The organism is Clostridium sp. OM05-9, from assembly GCF_003481465.1.
Lineage (GTDB): Bacteria > Bacillota > Clostridia > Lachnospirales > Lachnospiraceae > Coprococcus > Coprococcus ammoniilyticus.
This window is the reverse complement of record NZ_QULF01000001.1, coordinates 486,124-503,438: the sequence shown is the minus strand read 5'-3', so window position 1 is coordinate 503,438 and position 17,315 is coordinate 486,124. Positions and strand designations below refer to the sequence as shown.

Genomic DNA, 17,315 nt, shown 5'->3' with positions numbered 1-17,315 from the left:
AAAAGAGCTTCCCAAATCATGGGTATAATCTCTATATTCTCACACTTATACCCTCTATTGTATGCTACCATTGGGTATCGTACCTGTTTTTTCGTCTTCATACCAAATTTATTTAGCTTCGTCGGGTATTTTCCCCCAACATTCTTCCTAATACCCGCATCAGACTTGTCCTTGTGGGTATCGTACACTTATTTCCCATTCCATACCCTCATCTAACCAGACACCTCGGGTATCATACTTACTCATCCACTACCATACCCAGAAATCAAGCATCATCAAGCAATAAATCACATATACAAACGCAAATATAGCCTGTCTGGCTGTTGACTAGATCGCTGCACTATGACATTCACGAGGATTTCGTTATGAAATGCATATGCAGCTCATCGAAACCACAGTGAGTCATAGTGCAGTGGTCTAGTCTACAGCCAGACAGGCTATATATATCTTAACTTTATTCAGCAACTGAAGCTTCCGCCGGATACTCCTTGCCAAACCATGTGGCGATCACGCGGTATGGGCACTTCGGTGTTGCAAGGCTGACAACCACCATGATGATTGTGGAGATCAGACAGGCAACGATACAGGAATTGAAACCAAGTGAGATTGGCAGAACGCCCATATCGATCAGGAGATATAAGCCAATACCACTGATGATACCTGCGATCGCGCCATACTCATTTGCCCGCTTCCAGAACAGTCCGAGAAGCAAAGTATGAAGAAATGCTACTGTCATACCACCGGTAGCATAAGTGATCAATGAAGCCAGAAGTTCCGGTGGATCACATGCAAATAAGAATACGACAAGAGCAACAACGATAACACTGATAACATTTAACTTCTTTAATGTCTCCTGCTTTGCATCTTTATTGGACAGGTTCTTGTACAGATCACTGACGATCGTTCCTGCAAGAGATACGATCATTCCACCAACAGATGACTGAACCGCACCACATACACCGGCGAGAACCAGACCTGCTGCCCATGCAGGCATTACACTTACTGCAAGTGTCGGAATACCAAGGTCAGGAGTTGCAAGGCTTCCTTCCGGGAACATATATTTGATCGTGAAGCACAGACCATTTAAGCCAATGAGCCAGATTGCAACTCCAACCGCACCAACCTTGATCGCACGATGCAGAGTCTGTGTATCCTTATAAGTAAGCGTTGTCATTGTTACATGAGGCATTGTACAGGTTGTGATACCCCATAAGAATGCAAACGAAAGAACCGTCTTTACACTTGCAGGTACGAACCAGTCCGGATTACTCTTAACTAATGACTGGATCGTTTCTGTATAGCTGAGATCTGTTCCGTTGATGCCCATAATAAATAAGATAATAACGGAAACTGTCATGATAATTCCCTGAAAAACGATCGCAGATGCGATACCTTTAATACCACCTGTGATAGCTGCGATGATAACAAGTACAGTGAAAATAGCAAGTCCGATACGATAATCCTGACCGGTTAAGATCTGGAAAATTCTTCCGCCGCCGGTAATTGTGGATACGGCAAATGCTCCAAGGAAGAACAGGATAACCAGTCCGCAGAGTGCACCAACGATCTTGCTATTGTTATATCTGTGCATCAGAAGTTCAACAAATGTCTTGGAATCCGTTCTTCTGGCTACGATACCGACACGCTTACCGATCAGTCCAAGTACCATGAAGTTCGTGCACATGGACCAGAAACAGCATACCATCCAGGTCGCACCAAATGTATATGTATAACCCGGTACACCCATGAATACTCCGGCACCGGCAACACCGGCAGATACCATCATGGCAGTTACAAGCACACCACCGCTTCTACCGCCGGTATAGAATTTGCTCAGGTAATCACCTTTTCCATTTGCCATTGCTTTTCTGGTAACAAGACTGTATACCAACTGGAAAATCGTATATGCGGCAAATACAGTAATGATTATAATTCTCTGATTTGTAGATAAGTTCATCTCTATTTGCCCTCCTTATGTTTTCTTTCTTTTAATTTTCCGTTTGGAGTAACATCCATGTCACGATATACAAATGTTACAACCAGAATAACCGCTACTACCATTGCGATCAAAATAATGATCTCATTAAAAATCCACTGTGGAAATCCAAGAATGTATTTGTACTTTGATACATCCTTACCGCCCACCAGATACAGGTTGGCGATCATCAGTACCATAAATACCAGATAGGTTCCAAGCGTGATCCAGAATTCCTTTGTTGTCTGGGTGAAACGCTCATCCGGCTCTATTGATTTCAAATCATAATCCCTGCTGTCAGGATCAATGTTGTTATTTATCTGACTCATCTTATGTGTCTCCTCTCAACGTAAGTTTTTGAATAATTATGAAACGAAAAAATCATTCACCGAGTAAAATAATCACTGTTATTTACGCATATAAAATCTTCAATCGTTTTATCATAGTTTGTTTTTCTCCGGAAATGGATCGTCCAGCATTCTTGTCGCATGGAACTGACCCTTCTCTGCAGAAGCAAGCTGCAGCAATACAGCTCCGATACCTGCTGCACCATCGAATAAACCGATCGGTGTACTTAATACATCCGGTGCGACACGGTCAAGTGCAAATCTCCATGCACACTCTCTTCCTTCCGTACCGTCTGTGATCGTTGCTCCGTCTGTGATGACCTTACCGCACCTCTTTGCCTGTTCCAGATAAGTCTCATCACCAAATGCAGCCCACAGACCCAGATACATATTTAACAGGCCCGCAGTTCCGCAGCAGATATTGTAAGTATTCCAGTATCCTTCCGTCCGAACCTCAGGTGCGCCTGTATCAATTACACCCTGTGTCAGCATATCGATATACCGCTTATACCGGTCTTCTCCTGTCATCTCATATAATTTATAGAAGAAACGATTTGTTCCCGCCGGACCATGACAATAGCCAAGATAGAACAGATCCTTACGATCCGGCAAACCATGTGGGATCAGGCTTCCTGCCTTCATCTTAACCGCCTGTGCGATCATGAAATCCGCGATTCCCTTTGTCGCATCTAAGAACCTATGATCACCGGATGCTTCGTACAGATTCAGCAGTACAAATCCGATTCCTCCGGTTCCCATCGGGAAGTTCGGATCGATATAATCTTCTTTTGCTCCAAAGTAAACAGGATCTACACCCGGATACCAACAGGTTCCGTTTCCAGCATCATGACGCTGCCCGAGGAAATTCTCTCCTGCTTTTGCAGCAAATGCTGTCCAGTCCTCTCTGCCAAATGTTTTTGCTGCATATAAGAAGAACAGAACCGTTCCGGCATCTCCTACGATACCCGGAAATGAAGTCCAGCTATAACCTCTGCCATTTTTTCCGGGCTTTGCATCTGCCTTTGCAGACTCAATAATATCTGCCACAAATGTTTTATATTTCTCATTTCCGGTTGTCTTATAGAGCTGTATCATGGCAAAGCCTGCTCCGCTCCAGCCACTGGAAAATGCGTATTTTGAAAAGTTTCTTTTCAGATCCCGATCATGATCAAAACGATAACGGATATATGTGGCTGCTTCTTCTGCCTCCTGCAGATAGCTCACATCATTCGTCGCCTGATATAATCCCAGAAGAAATACGATGATTCCGGACGCCCCGGCATACATACAGATCTCATCATAATAAATGGATCTTCCTTCTGCCGCATCCTGCAAAGACCAGTAGATACCTTCCGGTCCCTGTTTTTTCCGGCTGTTTATGAAATTCATGGTTTCTTTCGCATATGTAAGATAGTCTGCCATGTTGTCTCCTTCCTGTTCTATGTTTTATATTACGTATATATGTTCTTGACCTTACCAAACAGAGGACGCTCCCGCTCGTTGTGTCCTGCAGCAGTACTAAGATGCTGCTTATGCACCATCAAGTACTGGCGGACACAAATGCCTCTGTTTTGGTAAGTCAAAACATATATTATACGTAATATAAAACATACGATATTCCTTTATTCCTCCGCATACATCTTGGTTGACAGATATTTGAATGCGTTGTCAGCCATGATGATTGCAATATTCTTTCCTGATGCTTCCGGGCGCTCAGCTATGATTGTTGCTGCCTTTAAGGCTGCTGCCGCTGACTGTCCGAGGAATACGCCATCACTCTTTACTAGTCTTCTTCCTGTCTCATATGCATCTTCTGCTACAATATCCAGACATTCATCATATGGGACCTGCTCCGGATTGAAGAATACCGGAACACTCTGTGCCGGAACATCGTTAAATGCAAGTACGCCGTCGATCGTATTTGCTTCCGGATGATTGACATTCTTTCTGGACTGTACTGCCGGCTGTGCGCCGATGATCTTGATACCAGGATTTTTCTCTCTGAAATATCTGGACAGACCAGCCAGTGTTCCACCGGTTCCGACCAGTGCTACCACATAATCAACATTTCCGTCTGTATCCTCCCAGATCTCAGGACCCGTTGTACGGTAATGCGCTTCCGGGTTATCAGGATTTGTTCCTTGATCAATATAGAAGTAACCATGCTCATCTGCATATTTGTTCATGATAACTGTAAGCTTTGCCATGCTTAAACCACCGTTCTGCAGCATCTCCATGAAGCCCGGTACATCGGCTGCCTGAAGCAGCTCTACGCCATATGCCTTTAAGATCAATGTACGTTCTACTGATACTCCTGGCTGAATGACTACTACATATTTATACCCTCTGGAATTTGCAAATGCTGCTGTTGCAATTCCTGTATTTCCACTTGTAAAATCAAGGATCGTTCCGCCCGGCTTCAGTTTACCTGATTTCTCTGCCTCTAAGATCATGTTAAGAGCTGCACGGTCCTTTACGCTTCCTGATGGATTGAAATACTCCAGCTTACCAAGGAGGTGGGCGTTCAGCCCTAACTCTTTTTCATAATTTACGAATTCTACCAATGGGGTATGTCCTACAAGTTCTGTAATTGATGAATGAATATTTGCCATTTTTTCTATTTCTCCCTTTTCCTATCTGGTTAGTATGTTTTGTTGTCGTTATAAAACCCGGAAGCATCAACCTCCGGGTAAATGTCTGTTTGCAAGTCACCATCCAACTCTGGATAAATGATTTTCTCATCCGGCACATCTTATAGCGTTTCTTTATCATAGTATTAAAGTAGGTTTTGTATGTTATGTGCCTATTATAGTGACAGTTCCATAATTTGTCAACCAGTCAAAATATTTTAACTGGCTATAACCACAGCTTATAGCCAGGTCAAACGATCACTGCCTTTAACCGATCCAGAGCCTCCTTGATCGTTGCTCTCGGACATGCCACATTGATACGTTCAAAGCCTTCGCCTACCTGCCCAAAGATTGCACCGCTGTCAAGCCACAGCTTTGCCTGATTCACGATCAGGTTCTCCCGTTCCTTCTCTGTCATTCCGAGTGCCCGGAAATCCAGCCACAGCAGATAGGTTCCTTCCGGCTCGATCAGCTTGATCTGTGGAAGTTCCTTTTTCAGGTAATCACGCACAAATGCGATATTACTCTCTACATATCTCATCATTGCCTGATACCATGTCTCGCCATGAGTATATGCTGCTTCACAGGCGGTGAGTCCCATTGCATTTAATTGGCTGTAGCCCGCCGCATCCACCTGCTTACGAAATACTGCGCGCAGAGTTCCATTTGGAATAAAGATATTCGACACCTGAAGTCCTGCCAGATTGAAGGTCTTTGCAGGAGAAGTACAGATAACGGAGTTCTGTTCGAATTCTTTCTTGATCGTCGCAAATACCGTGTGCTGGTGGTCTCCGAAAACAAAATCCTCATGTATCTCATCACTTACAACCGTAACGCCATGCTTGATACAGATATCACCCATCTTCGTAAGCTCCTCTGCCGTCCATACACGGCTGACCGGATTATGCGGACTGCACAACAGGAACAGCACAACATGATTGTCAACGATCTGTTTCTCAAAATCATCAAAATCGATGTGATATTTTCCATCATCCCCAAGTACCAGATCATTGCTCACAAGCTTCCGGTTATTGTCACGGATCACTTCTGAAAACGGATAATAGACCGGCTGCTGGATCAGAACGGCATCCCCTGCCTTGGAATATGCTTTGACCGCCATCGCCAGTGCAAATACAACACCCGGTGTCTTTGTCAGCCAGCTTCGTTCCACCTTCCAGTCATGGTGAGCTTCCATCCATTTGCTGACCGTCTCGAAATAACTCTCTCTGCTCTCCGTATAGCCAAAAATTCCATGCTGTACACGCTCTGTCAACGCATCCAACACCAGACTCGACGTCTTAAAATCCATATCTGCAACCCAGAGAGGAAGTACATCCGCAGGCTTTCCTCTCCGCTCTGCAAAGTCAAATTTCAAACAGTCTGTATTTCTTCTATCTATTACTTCATCAAAATTCAGGTTTTTTTCTTCCATAATTATCCTCCCGTTATGTCTCAGATCCTATGCTGTAAATATATTTCCATATCAAAATATTTTTCAGGCAAATTACTTTTTCATCATTATTCATATATTACACTGTTTTATTCCCCAAAAGAATCAATTGCCTGTTTCAGATCCGCGATCAGATCCTTCTTATCTTCGATTCCTGCCGACAGACGCAGAACACTGTCTGTAATACCGTTCTTTATACGGATTTCCTCCGGTACATCCGCATGAGTCTGTGTCGTCGGATATGTGATCAAGGTCTCTACGCCGCCGAGACTTTCTGCAAATGGGATCAGCTTTAGGGATTCCAGTATATGGAGTGCCAGCTCCTTGCTCTCCACTTCAAATGTCAACATGCTTCCAAATCCACTCGCCTGGCTCTTACAGACCTCATAATTATTTGTTCCCGGTATTCCCGGATAATAGACATTCTTTACTTTCTTCTCCTGCAACAGGAATTCCACGATCGCCTGTGCATTTTCCTGTGCCTTCTCCATACGGATTGACAGTGTCTTGATGCCACGAAGCACCAGCCAGCTGTCAAATGGCGCAAGTCCCGCACCTGTCGTCTTTATGATATATCGTAATTTCTCCGAAAGCTCCGGTGTATTTACCACGATGAATCCGGCCAGCGTATCGTTATGTCCGCTTAAGAACTTTGTTCCGCTGTGCAGAATGATATCGGCTCCCAGTTCAAATGGCCGCTGGAAATACGGTGACAGAAATGTATTATCCACGATCAGCAGCAGATTATGTTTCTTTGCAAGTTCCGCCGTCTTGCGGATATCAATAACATTCATCATTGGATTAGTCGGTGTCTCGATATAGATTGCTTTTGTATTTTCTTTGATGTAGTTTTCCGGATCTTCCTCTGCAAAATTGATCCGGCTGAACTCAATACCATTTTTCTGATTAATATGATCAAATAAACGGATACTTCCGCCATACAGATCTGCTTCCGAAATGATATGGTCGCCCGGTTTGAAGATCTCCATCAATGTTGTAATAGCTGCCATGCCGGAAGAAAAAGCGAGAGCATCCAGTCCTCCTTCTAATGATGCAACGATCTTCTCCAACTGTTCTCTGGTTGGATTCTGGAGTCTGCTGTAATCATACCCCGTACTCTGTCCAACTGCCGGATGTGCATACGTTGCTGTCTGATAGATAGGAAAGCTGATCGCTCCCGTTCTGTCGCCTTCAAATTTTTCGTGATTTCCATATATACATTTTGTAGCAATTCCTGTATCCATAATAACCGTCATCCTTTCCTGCTGCCTGCGTTTTTGACTTATGGTTTGTTCTGACAGGCTATTACTGACATTACCAATCAGGGAACGCTTCCGCTCGTTGAGCCCTGCAGCGGTACTAAGATGCTGCTTTCGCACCATCAAGTACCGGCGGTCTCAAATGCCCCTGTATTGGCAAGTCATAATAGCCTGTCAGAACAAACCATAAGTTCATGCATTATTTATACCATAGTATATCAGTAGGAATAAGATTTCGGTACTATGTATTTCTGTGAGCTGGTTATAAATACAGCTTATAGCCAACTTGTTGCTTAATTGTCATTTGCCCCACTCCTTGCAGGCTCAGACTTCATAACAAAGGAAACGGCTGAGCATTTACTCAGCCGTCTTCTTTACATTTTCCTGTGTTCCGTATTGGGTCAGTATCTCGATATAGCGTCTGCCAAGGGTACTCAGCCGCATGCCTTTTCGTTTGATATAGCCGATCGTCATTTTCTCCTCCGTGTCAAGCGGAATTGCGCGGTAAGCACTACCGTTTAATTCTTCACAGATAATACCGGAGCACAAGGTATATCCGTTCATACCAACCATCAGATTCAGCATTGTTGCACGGTCATCTGCTTTGATGATCTGCTTGTATTCCAGAGTGCTGAATACTTCTTCTGCATAATAGAACGAATTTCGTTCGCCCTGTTCAAAGGAAAGGCAAGGATAATCTTTTAATTCTTCAAATGCGATCTTCTCTTTTCCTGCCAGTGGATGCTCGTTGCTCAGATACACGAATACATCACAGTCAAATAATTCCGTAAATTCCAGTCCATTTTCTGAGAAGATCTTCTGCAAAGCCTTTCGGTTGAACTCATTTAAATATAAGATTCCAAGCTCACTCCGGTAGTCTCTTACAAACTCGATCACTTCATTTGTCCGTGTCTCATGCACAGCCAGTTCGAAATCATCCAGCCTGATCTCCTTTGCAAGCTCGATAAAGGCTTCTACCGCAAATGAATAGTGCTGCATGGATACACTGAATTTATTCTTTTTCTTTTCGTTATTTATGTATCGATCTTCGATCATCTGATTCAGTTCTACCATCTGTCTTGCATAGCTTAAAAACTCGTCTCCCTCCGCCGTGATCACGATACCACGATTGGTTCGGATAAATAATTCGATATTCAATTCTTCTTCCAGATCCCGTATCGTACTGGAAAGTGCCGGCTGGGATACATACAATTCTGCTGCCGCCTTATTCATGGATTTGGTATCTGCTATCTTTACAGCATAGACAAGCTGTTGTAATGTCATATCTGTGCCTCCCGATTGCTTCCTTATATGTTTTCTTTTTATACAGGTACTTTATGCTTTAATATACTGCAAGACCTGTGTCCAAACAATTACGCTCATTGTACCACACCTCTTTTTTATTTTCGATATTTTCTGATCGTTTTTATAAGATTCTGTCAAAGCATAGTTCTTCAAATCGAATTTTCCGGTAAAAAAATGGTTAAACCTTTCTAAAAACGGTTGACTAAGCTTTTCATACATGATAAAAATATATCATTCAAAAAGGGAGTAGTTTCATGCTGTGCATGTGCCGATTCTCGTCAGTACGCCTTAAAAGGCCGGGGATTGGATAACCGATATATACGTTAAAACGAGACTTTTTGTGCATATTTTTTGTGCACAAAAAGTCTCGTTTTTTATTATCAATTACAAAAAACAGCATGTACCAATCAGAATTTTTCCGAAATACAAGCAGTATGTTTAAAAAACTACTATTCATTATCTGTCTCAGGAAAAAAAGCAAAAGAAAGGACATGGTCTTATGAAAGAAATCTATCAACTGAACAAAGAAGAATTATTCCGAACCTGCGGTAATCCGGAAGGGCTTACCACTACAGATGCTAAAGAGCGACTTCAAACCTATGGTGAAAATACTCTGGTCGAGCAAAAGAAACAAAGTGTTGCTTCTGTCTTTTTTCACCAGTTTGCCGATCTGCTCGTTATCATCCTGATCGCTGCCGCAATCGTCTCTATGGCATCCGGCAACATCGAAAGTACGATTGTTATATTTGCGGTTATTATCATGAATGCGATCCTTGGTACGATCCAATATGTAAAGGCAGAAAAATCTCTTGATTCCTTAAAAGAATTATCTGCACCAAAAGCGAAAGTATTACGTGACGGAATCAAACAGGAGATTGCATCAAAAGACATCGTACCGGGAGACATCCTGCTCTTAGAAGCCGGTGATATGATCGTCGCTGATGGCCGTATCATCGAAAATTTCTCTTTACAGGTAAATGAAAGTTCTCTGACCGGAGAGTCTACAAATGTGGATAAAGACGACTCTGATATCACCGAGGACGTTGCTCTCGGTGACCGCATCAATATGGTATTCTCCGGCAGTCTTGTTACCTATGGTCGTGCAAATGTTCTCGTTACAGCAACCGGAATGCATACAGAAATGGGTAAGATAGCCACCCTTATGAATAATACAAAATCCAAAGCGACCCCACTTCAGATCAGTCTTGATAATTTCAGTAAAAAACTGGCAACGATCATTATGGTGATCAGCCTGATCGTATTCGGTCTCCGTCTGATGCAGGGCGAGAAAATACTGGATTCTCTGATGTTCGCAGTTGCCCTTGCTGTCGCTGCCATTCCGGAAGCTCTCGGTTCAATCGTTACGATCGTTCAGGCAATGGGTACCAGAAAGATGGCTGCCGATCAGGCGATCATCAAAGATCTGAAAGCGGTCGAAAGTCTGGGCTGTGTCTCTGTTATCTGTTCGGATAAGACAGGTACACTGACCCAGAACAAAATGACAGTTCAGCAGCTTTATACCTGTGATACTCTGTTAAATGCCGGCCAACTGAATCTCCATATTCCGGCACATCGTTATTTTCTGTACAACTGTATCTTAAACAACGACAGCAGTATCCGGGATGGCAAGGATATCGGGGATCCGACTGAAACCTGTCTCCTTACGATGGCAAGGAAAACGAAACTATTTGATGTCGGTGTAACAGAAGAAGTTCTGCGTGATCTGATGCCGCGTCTGGAAGAGATTCCATTTGACTCCGAACGGAAACTGATGAGCAGCAAATACCTATTGCACGGCGTACCTACGCTTCTGACAAAAGGTGCAGTCGATGTTCTTCTTACCCGTATGGCTTCAATCATCACAGAGGACGGTATCCGTCCGATTACAGAGAATGACCGCGACAGAATTCTGGAACAAAATATGCAATTTTCCAGACAAGGCTTACGGGTTCTGGCACTTGCCTATAAAGAATGTTCCGATTCGGAAGTTCTGACCGCAGCCTCCGAATATGGTTATACTTTTATCGGACTTGTATCCATGATCGATCCGCCAAGAGAAGAATCCATGGCTGCAGTTTCGGATGCTATCTCCGCCGGAATCAAACCGATCATGATAACCGGAGATCATAAAGTAACGGCAACCGCTATTGCCAGACAGATTGGTATCTTCCACGATGGTGATATGGCCGTAACCGGTCAGGAAGTCGACCGTATGACCGATGACGAACTTACAGATGTTCTTCCAAAGATCTCCGTCTATGCCAGAGTTTCACCGGAAAACAAGATCCGTATCGTTGATGCATGGCAGAAGAAAGGTCACATCGTTGCCATGACCGGTGATGGTGTAAATGATGCTCCAGCATTGAAAAAAGCAGATATCGGTGTCGCTATGGGAATCACCGGAACCGAGGTATCAAAGGATGCCTCAGCTATGATCCTTGCAGATGATAATTTTGCAACGATCATAAAAGCTGTCCTGACAGGAAGAAATGTTTACCGTAATATCATGAATGCCATCCTGTTCCTTTTGTCCGGAAACCTCGCAGCCATTCTGGTAGTTCTCTACTGCTCCATCATGGCGCTTGATACCCCATTCCAGCCGGTTCATCTGCTCTTTATCAATCTGCTGACCGATTCACTTCCAGCACTTGCCATCGGTATGGAACCATCCGATAAGAAATTACTTCGTAACAAACCGCGAGATCCAAAAGCAGGAATCTTCAATAAATCCTTCTCGCTCCAGCTTATTTGCTACGGTGTTCTGATCGGTATTGTTACAACCGTCGCCTTTTATCTGGGTGATTCCGTAAATGCCCTGACTGCCAGCACAATGGCATTTGCCACACTGACGCTTGCAAGATTGTTCCACGGATTTACATGCCGCAGCGAATCCTCTATTATAAAAATCGGTATCCACTCCAACCTCTGGAGTGTCGCCGCTTTCTTCGCCGGTGTCCTGCTGCTTGGCTTTGTCCTGCTCGCACCATTTATGCATGGCTTATTCATGATTGCCGACCTGACAGTTAAAAATGTATTGAGCATTTTAGGGCTTGCATTTATCCCAACCTTTATTATCCAGATCACACGAATAATAAAAGAAGCTGTTCGTAAATAACTGCAGCGTCAAGACTTATGAAATGGTTGTATTGTGCCTGCAAAAGTCATGACTTATACAAAGTCGAATGCCGGCTGGCGGTTTCTTTTAATAAAACTCCAGTCGGTGTTCCACCAGCTCATCTTCTTCATAGACCAGCCGCAGAGTGAAGAAACGTTGTTCATCTTCTAATAAAAGTTTTAAAAATATGGCATCTCCTGTCCAGGTCGGAAGAGATGGCACGATGCTTTTATCTACCCATTTCAGTTCTCCTTCATTGCAGGCGGTTAAGCTTCCGGTAAAGCCATCTGCTGTAAACAGACACATCAGCTCCGGCTCACAGACATCACTGATAAATGTGATCAGGCCACGGAACTGATAAGATGTCAGTGTCAGTCCTGTTTCTTCTTTTACTTCCCGAAGCAGGCAGTCTTCCGGTCCTTCTGTTCCTTCCGCATGTCCGCCGACTCCGATCCATTTATTCTTATTAATATCTTTCTCCTTCTTTGTACGATGAAGCATCAGATATTTTCCGTCTTTCTCTATATAACATAATGTTGTCATTTTCATAGTAATTGACATAGTCTTTCATCTCCTGTTATTTGTCATATTTACCCATATGCGCTCATTATACCTTCCCCCCGGACAAATGCAACCGATAATTCAAATACAGTTGCCATATTGAAATTATCGCTTTTCCGGTGCTATAATAAGGAGCGACAGGTTGTAAACCTGTCCGATCACAATATGTGAAGCAATTACAAAACATCGACAGTTTTGCAATTACCTATATATAACTTTATACGGAGGTATGAATATAATGAGTAAAATTGATGAAGTCAGAAGCGAAATGATGGCCGCTATGAAGGCACATGATAAAGAGAGAAAGGACGCATTATCCGCACTCCTTACAGCCCTGAAAAATAAATTTATAGACAAACGTGCTGATCTGACAGAGGAAGAAGAAAACGAAGTTGTATTAAGAGAAATCAAGCTCGCAAAGGAAACAATCGATACAACACCTGCTGATCGTACCGATATCATAGATGAATGCAAGGCAAGAATCACCGTATTCGAAGAATTCGCACCAAAGATGATGGATGAAGCAGAGATCACTGCTACGATCAAAGAAGTTCTTGCAGGTCTTGGTATCGATGCTCCAACAGCCAAAGACAAGGGTAAGATCATGAAAGAGCTGATGCCTAAGGTTAAAGGCAAAGCTGACGGAAAACTGGTCAACCAGATCCTTACATCTATGATGGCATAAGCATACAAAGCCACCACACGATAACAGAAAAACTCCATGCCCGGTGTCTATATATCTTTATTTCGCAGAACACTTTCGTTCGATCCGGAACGTAACGGTACTAAACTCATCACCTGTTGGTAATTCGTTAAGAACCGACGTTCCGGATAGGTCTGCTTCATAAAATATATAGACACCGGACATGGAGTTTTTTAGTTTATATCTCTGCTTTCATTGCCGGACTCTTCTATCCTTTCTCTATTCTCGCACCAGATGTAACTTCTCCGCAAGCTTCAGGATCAGGGTTCCCTTTGGCATAGCAAGGATTTCTTCCTTCGTATATCCACCGACTGCCAGAATAGCTGCTGCATAGAAAATAACTGCAAGCAGGATTGCCAGAACAACACTGACTGAATTCATATGGATCAGGTGGTAGAAGATCTGATAACTACCCCATGCAACGATTCCCATAAATATCGATGCAACAGCAGGAGCAAGATAAATCTTCTTCACATTAAGCTTTGTAGACATATATTTGGATACAGATATATGGTTAAAGATACATGCCAGTAATGAATACAGGATCGTAGCCGCTACCAGACCGAACAGCTTCGCATCTGTAAATTTCAAAATAGCAGCAAGAAATACTAAATGGATCAACAATGCAAGTGTCGCATTCTTCACCGGCTCCATAACCTTTCCGATTCCCTGCAAGATACTGTTTGTAAGTGTTGATAATGAATAAAATACCACAGATATGCAGCCGGCAGTCAATGCCTTAAATACCAGCGGATCCGCGCCACGGAACAACAGTGTGATGATCGGTTCTGATAGTACACCGATTCCGACTGCACATGGTATCGTCACCATCATCGTGATACTCATGGACTGATTGTATACATGATTCGTTTCCGCTTTATCCCCCTTGGTAAATGCTCCCGAAATATTTGGTATCAGGGTTGTTCCAACCGCAGATGCGATCGATACCGGAAGATTGATCAGCACCATGTACTGACCGGAAAAAATACCGTACAAATTTGCAGATTCAACACGATCTACATTTTTACTGTTTAAGACATTGTAGAAAATCTTCATATCTACGGTGGTCGTAATATTATACACAAATGCAGCAATAATGATCGGTGTTACGATCATTACGATCTGCCGGAATAACTTTCCATATGATTCTACATTCGACGAAACATCAGACTCTACTGTCTCCATGATTTCTTTTCTTCTTCCTGCATATGCGATCAGAATATAAATAATTCCACAGAGAACACCTGCCCCTGTTCCCATTGCACTGCCTGCTGCACCATATTTTGCATGTTCAGAGGTTCCCGGTACAAATGGTCTGGACATCAGATAAGCAGCCAGAACGCTGACAACTGCATTTGCAATCTGCTCTATAATCTGTGATATGGAGGTCGGAATCATCGTTTTATATGCCTGAAGATAGCCTCTGTAGATAGCAAGAAAGCCCGACAGAAATATTGTCGGTGCGAGGATCTGTAAGCTTAAAATCGCATTTGGCTGTTCCTTCACCAAAGCCGGTGCAAATGCAAATGTCAGGACAGCCGCCACCAATCCGACAGATACTACATAGATAAAAGCACATTTAAATACCCGTCTCGCATTTCTGTATTCTCCCAGGGCCAGCTTTCCTGAAATAATCTTAGAAACCGCTGTTGGAATGCTGTACGTAGCGATCATCAATATCATGGAATATATTGCATACGCTGTACCATAATATCCATTTCCCTCATCTCCGATAATCTGAAATAACGGTGACCGGTATAAGAGACCGATCACTCGGGATAATATACCTGCACCTGCCAGCACTGCCGCCTGAAAAGCAAAATTTGTTCTTATACCGGACGGCTTCTTTATTTTCTTCTTTTCATTATCATTCTGCATGATTGTTTCTCCTGATTATTTTGTAACTGACTACAAGACGATCAGCTACCATTCTATCTGGTTGCACATATTTCCGGCGTCTGCTATACTAACATCGGAAATGACACACGTTTCCAATACCCTATATATATACCAGTTTTTTATACTTATTACAAATAAAATATGTAAAAGATTTTCATAAAAGGAGGTTTTCCACCTATGGCTAATCCAAATATTCCAAAAGATCCTGTTATGCTCCTCAGCTTTATTAATATGAAGCTTCGTGATTTTTATCCAAGTCTGGATGAATTATGTACGGATCTGGATCTGAATGTAAATGATGTTTCCGAAAAACTGGCATCTGCCGGTTTTAACTACGATGGAAAATTAAATCGATTTATCTGATAAAATGCTTCTAATTCAAAGAAAACAACTATTTTATCCTATTGCAAAAGGAACGCCGGCAAATCTCTAACCGGGTATTTACCCCACAGAAATCTGCCGGCTTATTCTATCACATAAAGCTACACTATATGTGCCCTGTCATTTCTGAATATGCCACGTTTCCTACATTTGATCATCTTTGTCGTCATCACTGCTCTGTTTTTCCGCTTCATGCTTCGTTGCTGCCAACTGATCGTCAGCTTTCTCTGCATGCATCACTTTCTCAATCTGCTGATAAAGCTTCTTCGCATGCCTCTTTGCTTCGCGCTCTGCCTTTGCGGCTGCTTTTTCCTCCGGAGTTTTTTTATGAAAACGGATATCCTCCTCTTCTTCTGTCAGATAGATTGGCTTTCCGGTTTCTTCATCGATCCGTTTGATCCGCTCAAATTCCGAGGACACCGATACCATATGTTTCTTTTCCAGCTTGTCGGTACATGTCTTATTGATATACATGTAGATACATGCAAATACCGGAACACCCAGTAACATTCCGTAGAATCCGAAGATACCACCGCCTACGATAACCGCGGTCAGAACCCAGAAGCTGGAAAGTCCCGTTACATCACCAAGAATCTTTGGTCCTAAAATATTTCCATCAAACTGCTGAATACACAGGATCATGATAAGCAATATGATACTCTTGATTGGATCTGCGATCAGAACAATAAACACACATGGGATCGCACCGATGATCGGACCAAAAAACGGAATTACATTTGTCACACCAATGATAACACTGATCAGCAATGCATATGGCATATCTACGATCGTTGTCAAAATAAATGTTATAATCCCGATTATGATCGAATCCACGATCTTACCATTGATAAACTGACTGAATATCTTATTTACACTTGCAAGTCCATCCAGAATGATATTCGCGTTTTTCAGTTTAAACAGTGCATAGACGATTTTCTTGCCTCTGGAAGACAAATATTCCTTATTCGCCATCACATAGATAGATGCTACAATACCGATCAGGAAATTATAAATGAACTTCAATCCGCCCACAACACCGGAGCTGATATTCAATACAATCTTATCCAGATTCGGAACAACATCTGTGTTTACCCATTTCTGTAAGCGGTCATATACAGTGTTTACGACATTCATTACCATTTCTTCGGATTCGCCAAGGTTCTTGAATTTATCATAAATGGTATTGATCGCCTTCATGATATTATTATAGTAATTATCCATATTGGATATAAGAAGATTGATACTGTCGATGACCTGTGGCACTACCATCCAGATCAAACCCGTGAGCAGACCAAGGAACAAAATGATCGTTATAATGATCGATATGGCTCTTGATACATGAAACAGTTTTTTCTTGTCTTTGATCACCCGATCCTGTAAGATCGTATGACACAGGCGATCAAAAAAGATAAGCACCGGATTCAACAAAAAAGCGATCACAAAACCAATTATAATCGGTGCTGCCGCCCCGGTTATCGTATCCAGTACCTTCCGAAAGCCTGTCCACTCCTCCAATATCTTATTAAATACAAGCGCTGCTGCAATTACCAGAAATATGATCGTTCCCGCCTTAAACAGCCGTCTTTTTCTTTCATTTCCCAATTTTGTCTGATAACCTTTCCCTTTCCGCATTCAAAACCCAACATCGGATATGTCGTTTCATTCCATTCCTGTAACAACACATCAATGG

Annotated in this window: 13 protein-coding genes; 3 read left to right on the top strand and 10 right to left on the bottom strand. The window is 42.7% G+C overall.

Going from position 1 to position 17,315, the window contains the following annotated elements:
* Positions 1–454: 454 nt before the first annotated feature.
* From DXB77_RS02365 to DXB77_RS02335, 7 genes are all read right to left on the bottom strand, one after another.
* Positions 455–1,957 (bottom strand): hypothetical protein, encoded by a 1,503-nt coding sequence (locus DXB77_RS02365; RefSeq protein WP_118662560.1) that lies wholly within the window; start codon positions 1,955–1,957, stop codon positions 455–457.
* A gap of 2 nt (positions 1,958–1,959) precedes the next feature.
* Positions 1,960–2,304 carry a YhdT family protein gene (locus tag DXB77_RS02360; protein ID WP_008402630.1) on the bottom strand — a complete coding sequence of 115 codons (345 nt, stop codon included), beginning with the start codon at positions 2,302–2,304 and terminating at the stop codon, positions 1,960–1,962.
* Positions 2,305–2,415: 111 nt separating this feature from the next.
* Positions 2,416–3,744 carry a lanthionine synthetase LanC family protein gene (locus DXB77_RS02355; RefSeq protein WP_118662559.1) on the bottom strand — a complete coding sequence of 443 codons (1,329 nt, stop codon included), beginning with the start codon at positions 3,742–3,744 and terminating at the stop codon, positions 2,416–2,418.
* A 200-nt stretch (positions 3,745–3,944) separates the two neighbouring features.
* The gene (locus DXB77_RS02350) at positions 3,945–4,934 is read right to left on the bottom strand and encodes a PLP-dependent cysteine synthase family protein (RefSeq protein WP_021944914.1); all 990 of its coding nucleotides are present in this window, start codon (positions 4,932–4,934) and stop codon (positions 3,945–3,947) included.
* A gap of 268 nt (positions 4,935–5,202) precedes the next feature.
* Positions 5,203–6,384, bottom strand: a complete 1,182-nt coding sequence (locus DXB77_RS02345; RefSeq protein WP_118662558.1) for a MalY/PatB family protein — start codon at positions 6,382–6,384, stop codon at positions 5,203–5,205.
* 107 nt (positions 6,385–6,491) lie between these two features.
* The gene (locus DXB77_RS02340) at positions 6,492–7,646 is read right to left on the bottom strand and encodes a PLP-dependent aspartate aminotransferase family protein (protein WP_117807437.1); all 1,155 of its coding nucleotides are present in this window, start codon (positions 7,644–7,646) and stop codon (positions 6,492–6,494) included.
* Between the two features lie 372 nt (positions 7,647–8,018).
* Positions 8,019–8,945, bottom strand: a complete 927-nt coding sequence (locus DXB77_RS02335) for a LysR family transcriptional regulator (RefSeq protein ID WP_008402635.1) — start codon at positions 8,943–8,945, stop codon at positions 8,019–8,021.
* Positions 8,946–9,465: 520 nt separating this feature from the next.
* On the opposite strand from DXB77_RS02335, the gene DXB77_RS02330 reads away from it, so the two are divergent.
* Positions 9,466–12,081 carry a cation-translocating P-type ATPase gene (locus DXB77_RS02330; protein ID WP_118662557.1) on the top strand — a complete coding sequence of 872 codons (2,616 nt, stop codon included), beginning with the start codon at positions 9,466–9,468 and terminating at the stop codon, positions 12,079–12,081.
* Positions 12,082–12,168: 87 nt separating this feature from the next.
* On the opposite strand, the gene DXB77_RS02325 is transcribed toward DXB77_RS02330, so the two are convergent.
* Positions 12,169–12,630, bottom strand: coding sequence for an 8-oxo-dGTP diphosphatase (locus DXB77_RS02325; protein ID WP_118662633.1), 462 nt, complete (start codon positions 12,628–12,630; stop codon positions 12,169–12,171).
* Between the two features lie 250 nt (positions 12,631–12,880).
* On the opposite strand from DXB77_RS02325, the gene DXB77_RS02320 reads away from it, so the two are divergent.
* Complete coding sequence (locus tag DXB77_RS02320; protein WP_021944919.1) at positions 12,881–13,327, top strand: GatB/YqeY domain-containing protein; 447 nt, start codon at positions 12,881–12,883, stop codon at positions 13,325–13,327.
* Between the two features lie 237 nt (positions 13,328–13,564).
* On the opposite strand, the gene DXB77_RS02315 is transcribed toward DXB77_RS02320, so the two are convergent.
* Positions 13,565–15,223 (bottom strand): polysaccharide biosynthesis protein, encoded by a 1,659-nt coding sequence (locus tag DXB77_RS02315; RefSeq protein ID WP_117822078.1) that lies wholly within the window; start codon positions 15,221–15,223, stop codon positions 13,565–13,567.
* A 198-nt stretch (positions 15,224–15,421) separates the two neighbouring features.
* Here DXB77_RS02315 and DXB77_RS02310 point away from each other — a divergent pair, with 198 nt between their 5' ends.
* Positions 15,422–15,607 (top strand): DUF4250 domain-containing protein, encoded by a 186-nt coding sequence (locus tag DXB77_RS02310; RefSeq protein ID WP_021944922.1) that lies wholly within the window; start codon positions 15,422–15,424, stop codon positions 15,605–15,607.
* A 162-nt stretch (positions 15,608–15,769) separates the two neighbouring features.
* Here DXB77_RS02310 and DXB77_RS02305 read toward each other — a convergent pair whose 3' ends face one another.
* Positions 15,770–17,257 (bottom strand): AI-2E family transporter, encoded by a 1,488-nt coding sequence (locus DXB77_RS02305; RefSeq protein ID WP_118662556.1) that lies wholly within the window; start codon positions 17,255–17,257, stop codon positions 15,770–15,772.
* Positions 17,258–17,315 lie beyond the last annotated feature (58 nt).

Bases quoted from the DNA above. Each gene is read 5' to 3' on its own strand.
- DXB77_RS02365 (WP_118662560.1), bottom strand. From the start codon at position 1,957: ATGAACTTATCTACAAATCAGAGAATTATAATCATTACTGTATTTGCC.
- DXB77_RS02360 (WP_008402630.1), bottom strand. From the start codon at position 2,304: ATGAGTCAGATAAATAACAACATTGATCCTGACAGCAGGGATTATGAT.
- DXB77_RS02355 (WP_118662559.1), bottom strand. From the start codon at position 3,744: ATGGCAGACTATCTTACATATGCGAAAGAAACCATGAATTTCATAAAC.
- DXB77_RS02350 (WP_021944914.1), bottom strand. From the start codon at position 4,934: ATGGCAAATATTCATTCATCAATTACAGAACTTGTAGGACATACCCCA.
- DXB77_RS02345 (WP_118662558.1), bottom strand. From the start codon at position 6,384: ATGGAAGAAAAAAACCTGAATTTTGATGAAGTAATAGATAGAAGAAAT.
- DXB77_RS02340 (WP_117807437.1), bottom strand. From the start codon at position 7,646: ATGGATACAGGAATTGCTACAAAATGTATATATGGAAATCACGAAAAA.
- DXB77_RS02335 (WP_008402635.1), bottom strand. From the start codon at position 8,945: ATGACATTACAACAGCTTGTCTATGCTGTAAAGATAGCAGATACCAAA.
- DXB77_RS02330 (WP_118662557.1), top strand. From the start codon at position 9,466: ATGAAAGAAATCTATCAACTGAACAAAGAAGAATTATTCCGAACCTGC.
- DXB77_RS02325 (WP_118662633.1), bottom strand. From the start codon at position 12,630: ATGAAAATGACAACATTATGTTATATAGAGAAAGACGGAAAATATCTG.
- DXB77_RS02320 (WP_021944919.1), top strand. From the start codon at position 12,881: ATGAGTAAAATTGATGAAGTCAGAAGCGAAATGATGGCCGCTATGAAG.
- DXB77_RS02315 (WP_117822078.1), bottom strand. From the start codon at position 15,223: ATGCAGAATGATAATGAAAAGAAGAAAATAAAGAAGCCGTCCGGTATA.
- DXB77_RS02310 (WP_021944922.1), top strand. From the start codon at position 15,422: ATGGCTAATCCAAATATTCCAAAAGATCCTGTTATGCTCCTCAGCTTT.
- DXB77_RS02305 (WP_118662556.1), bottom strand. From the start codon at position 17,257: ATGCGGAAAGGGAAAGGTTATCAGACAAAATTGGGAAATGAAAGAAAA.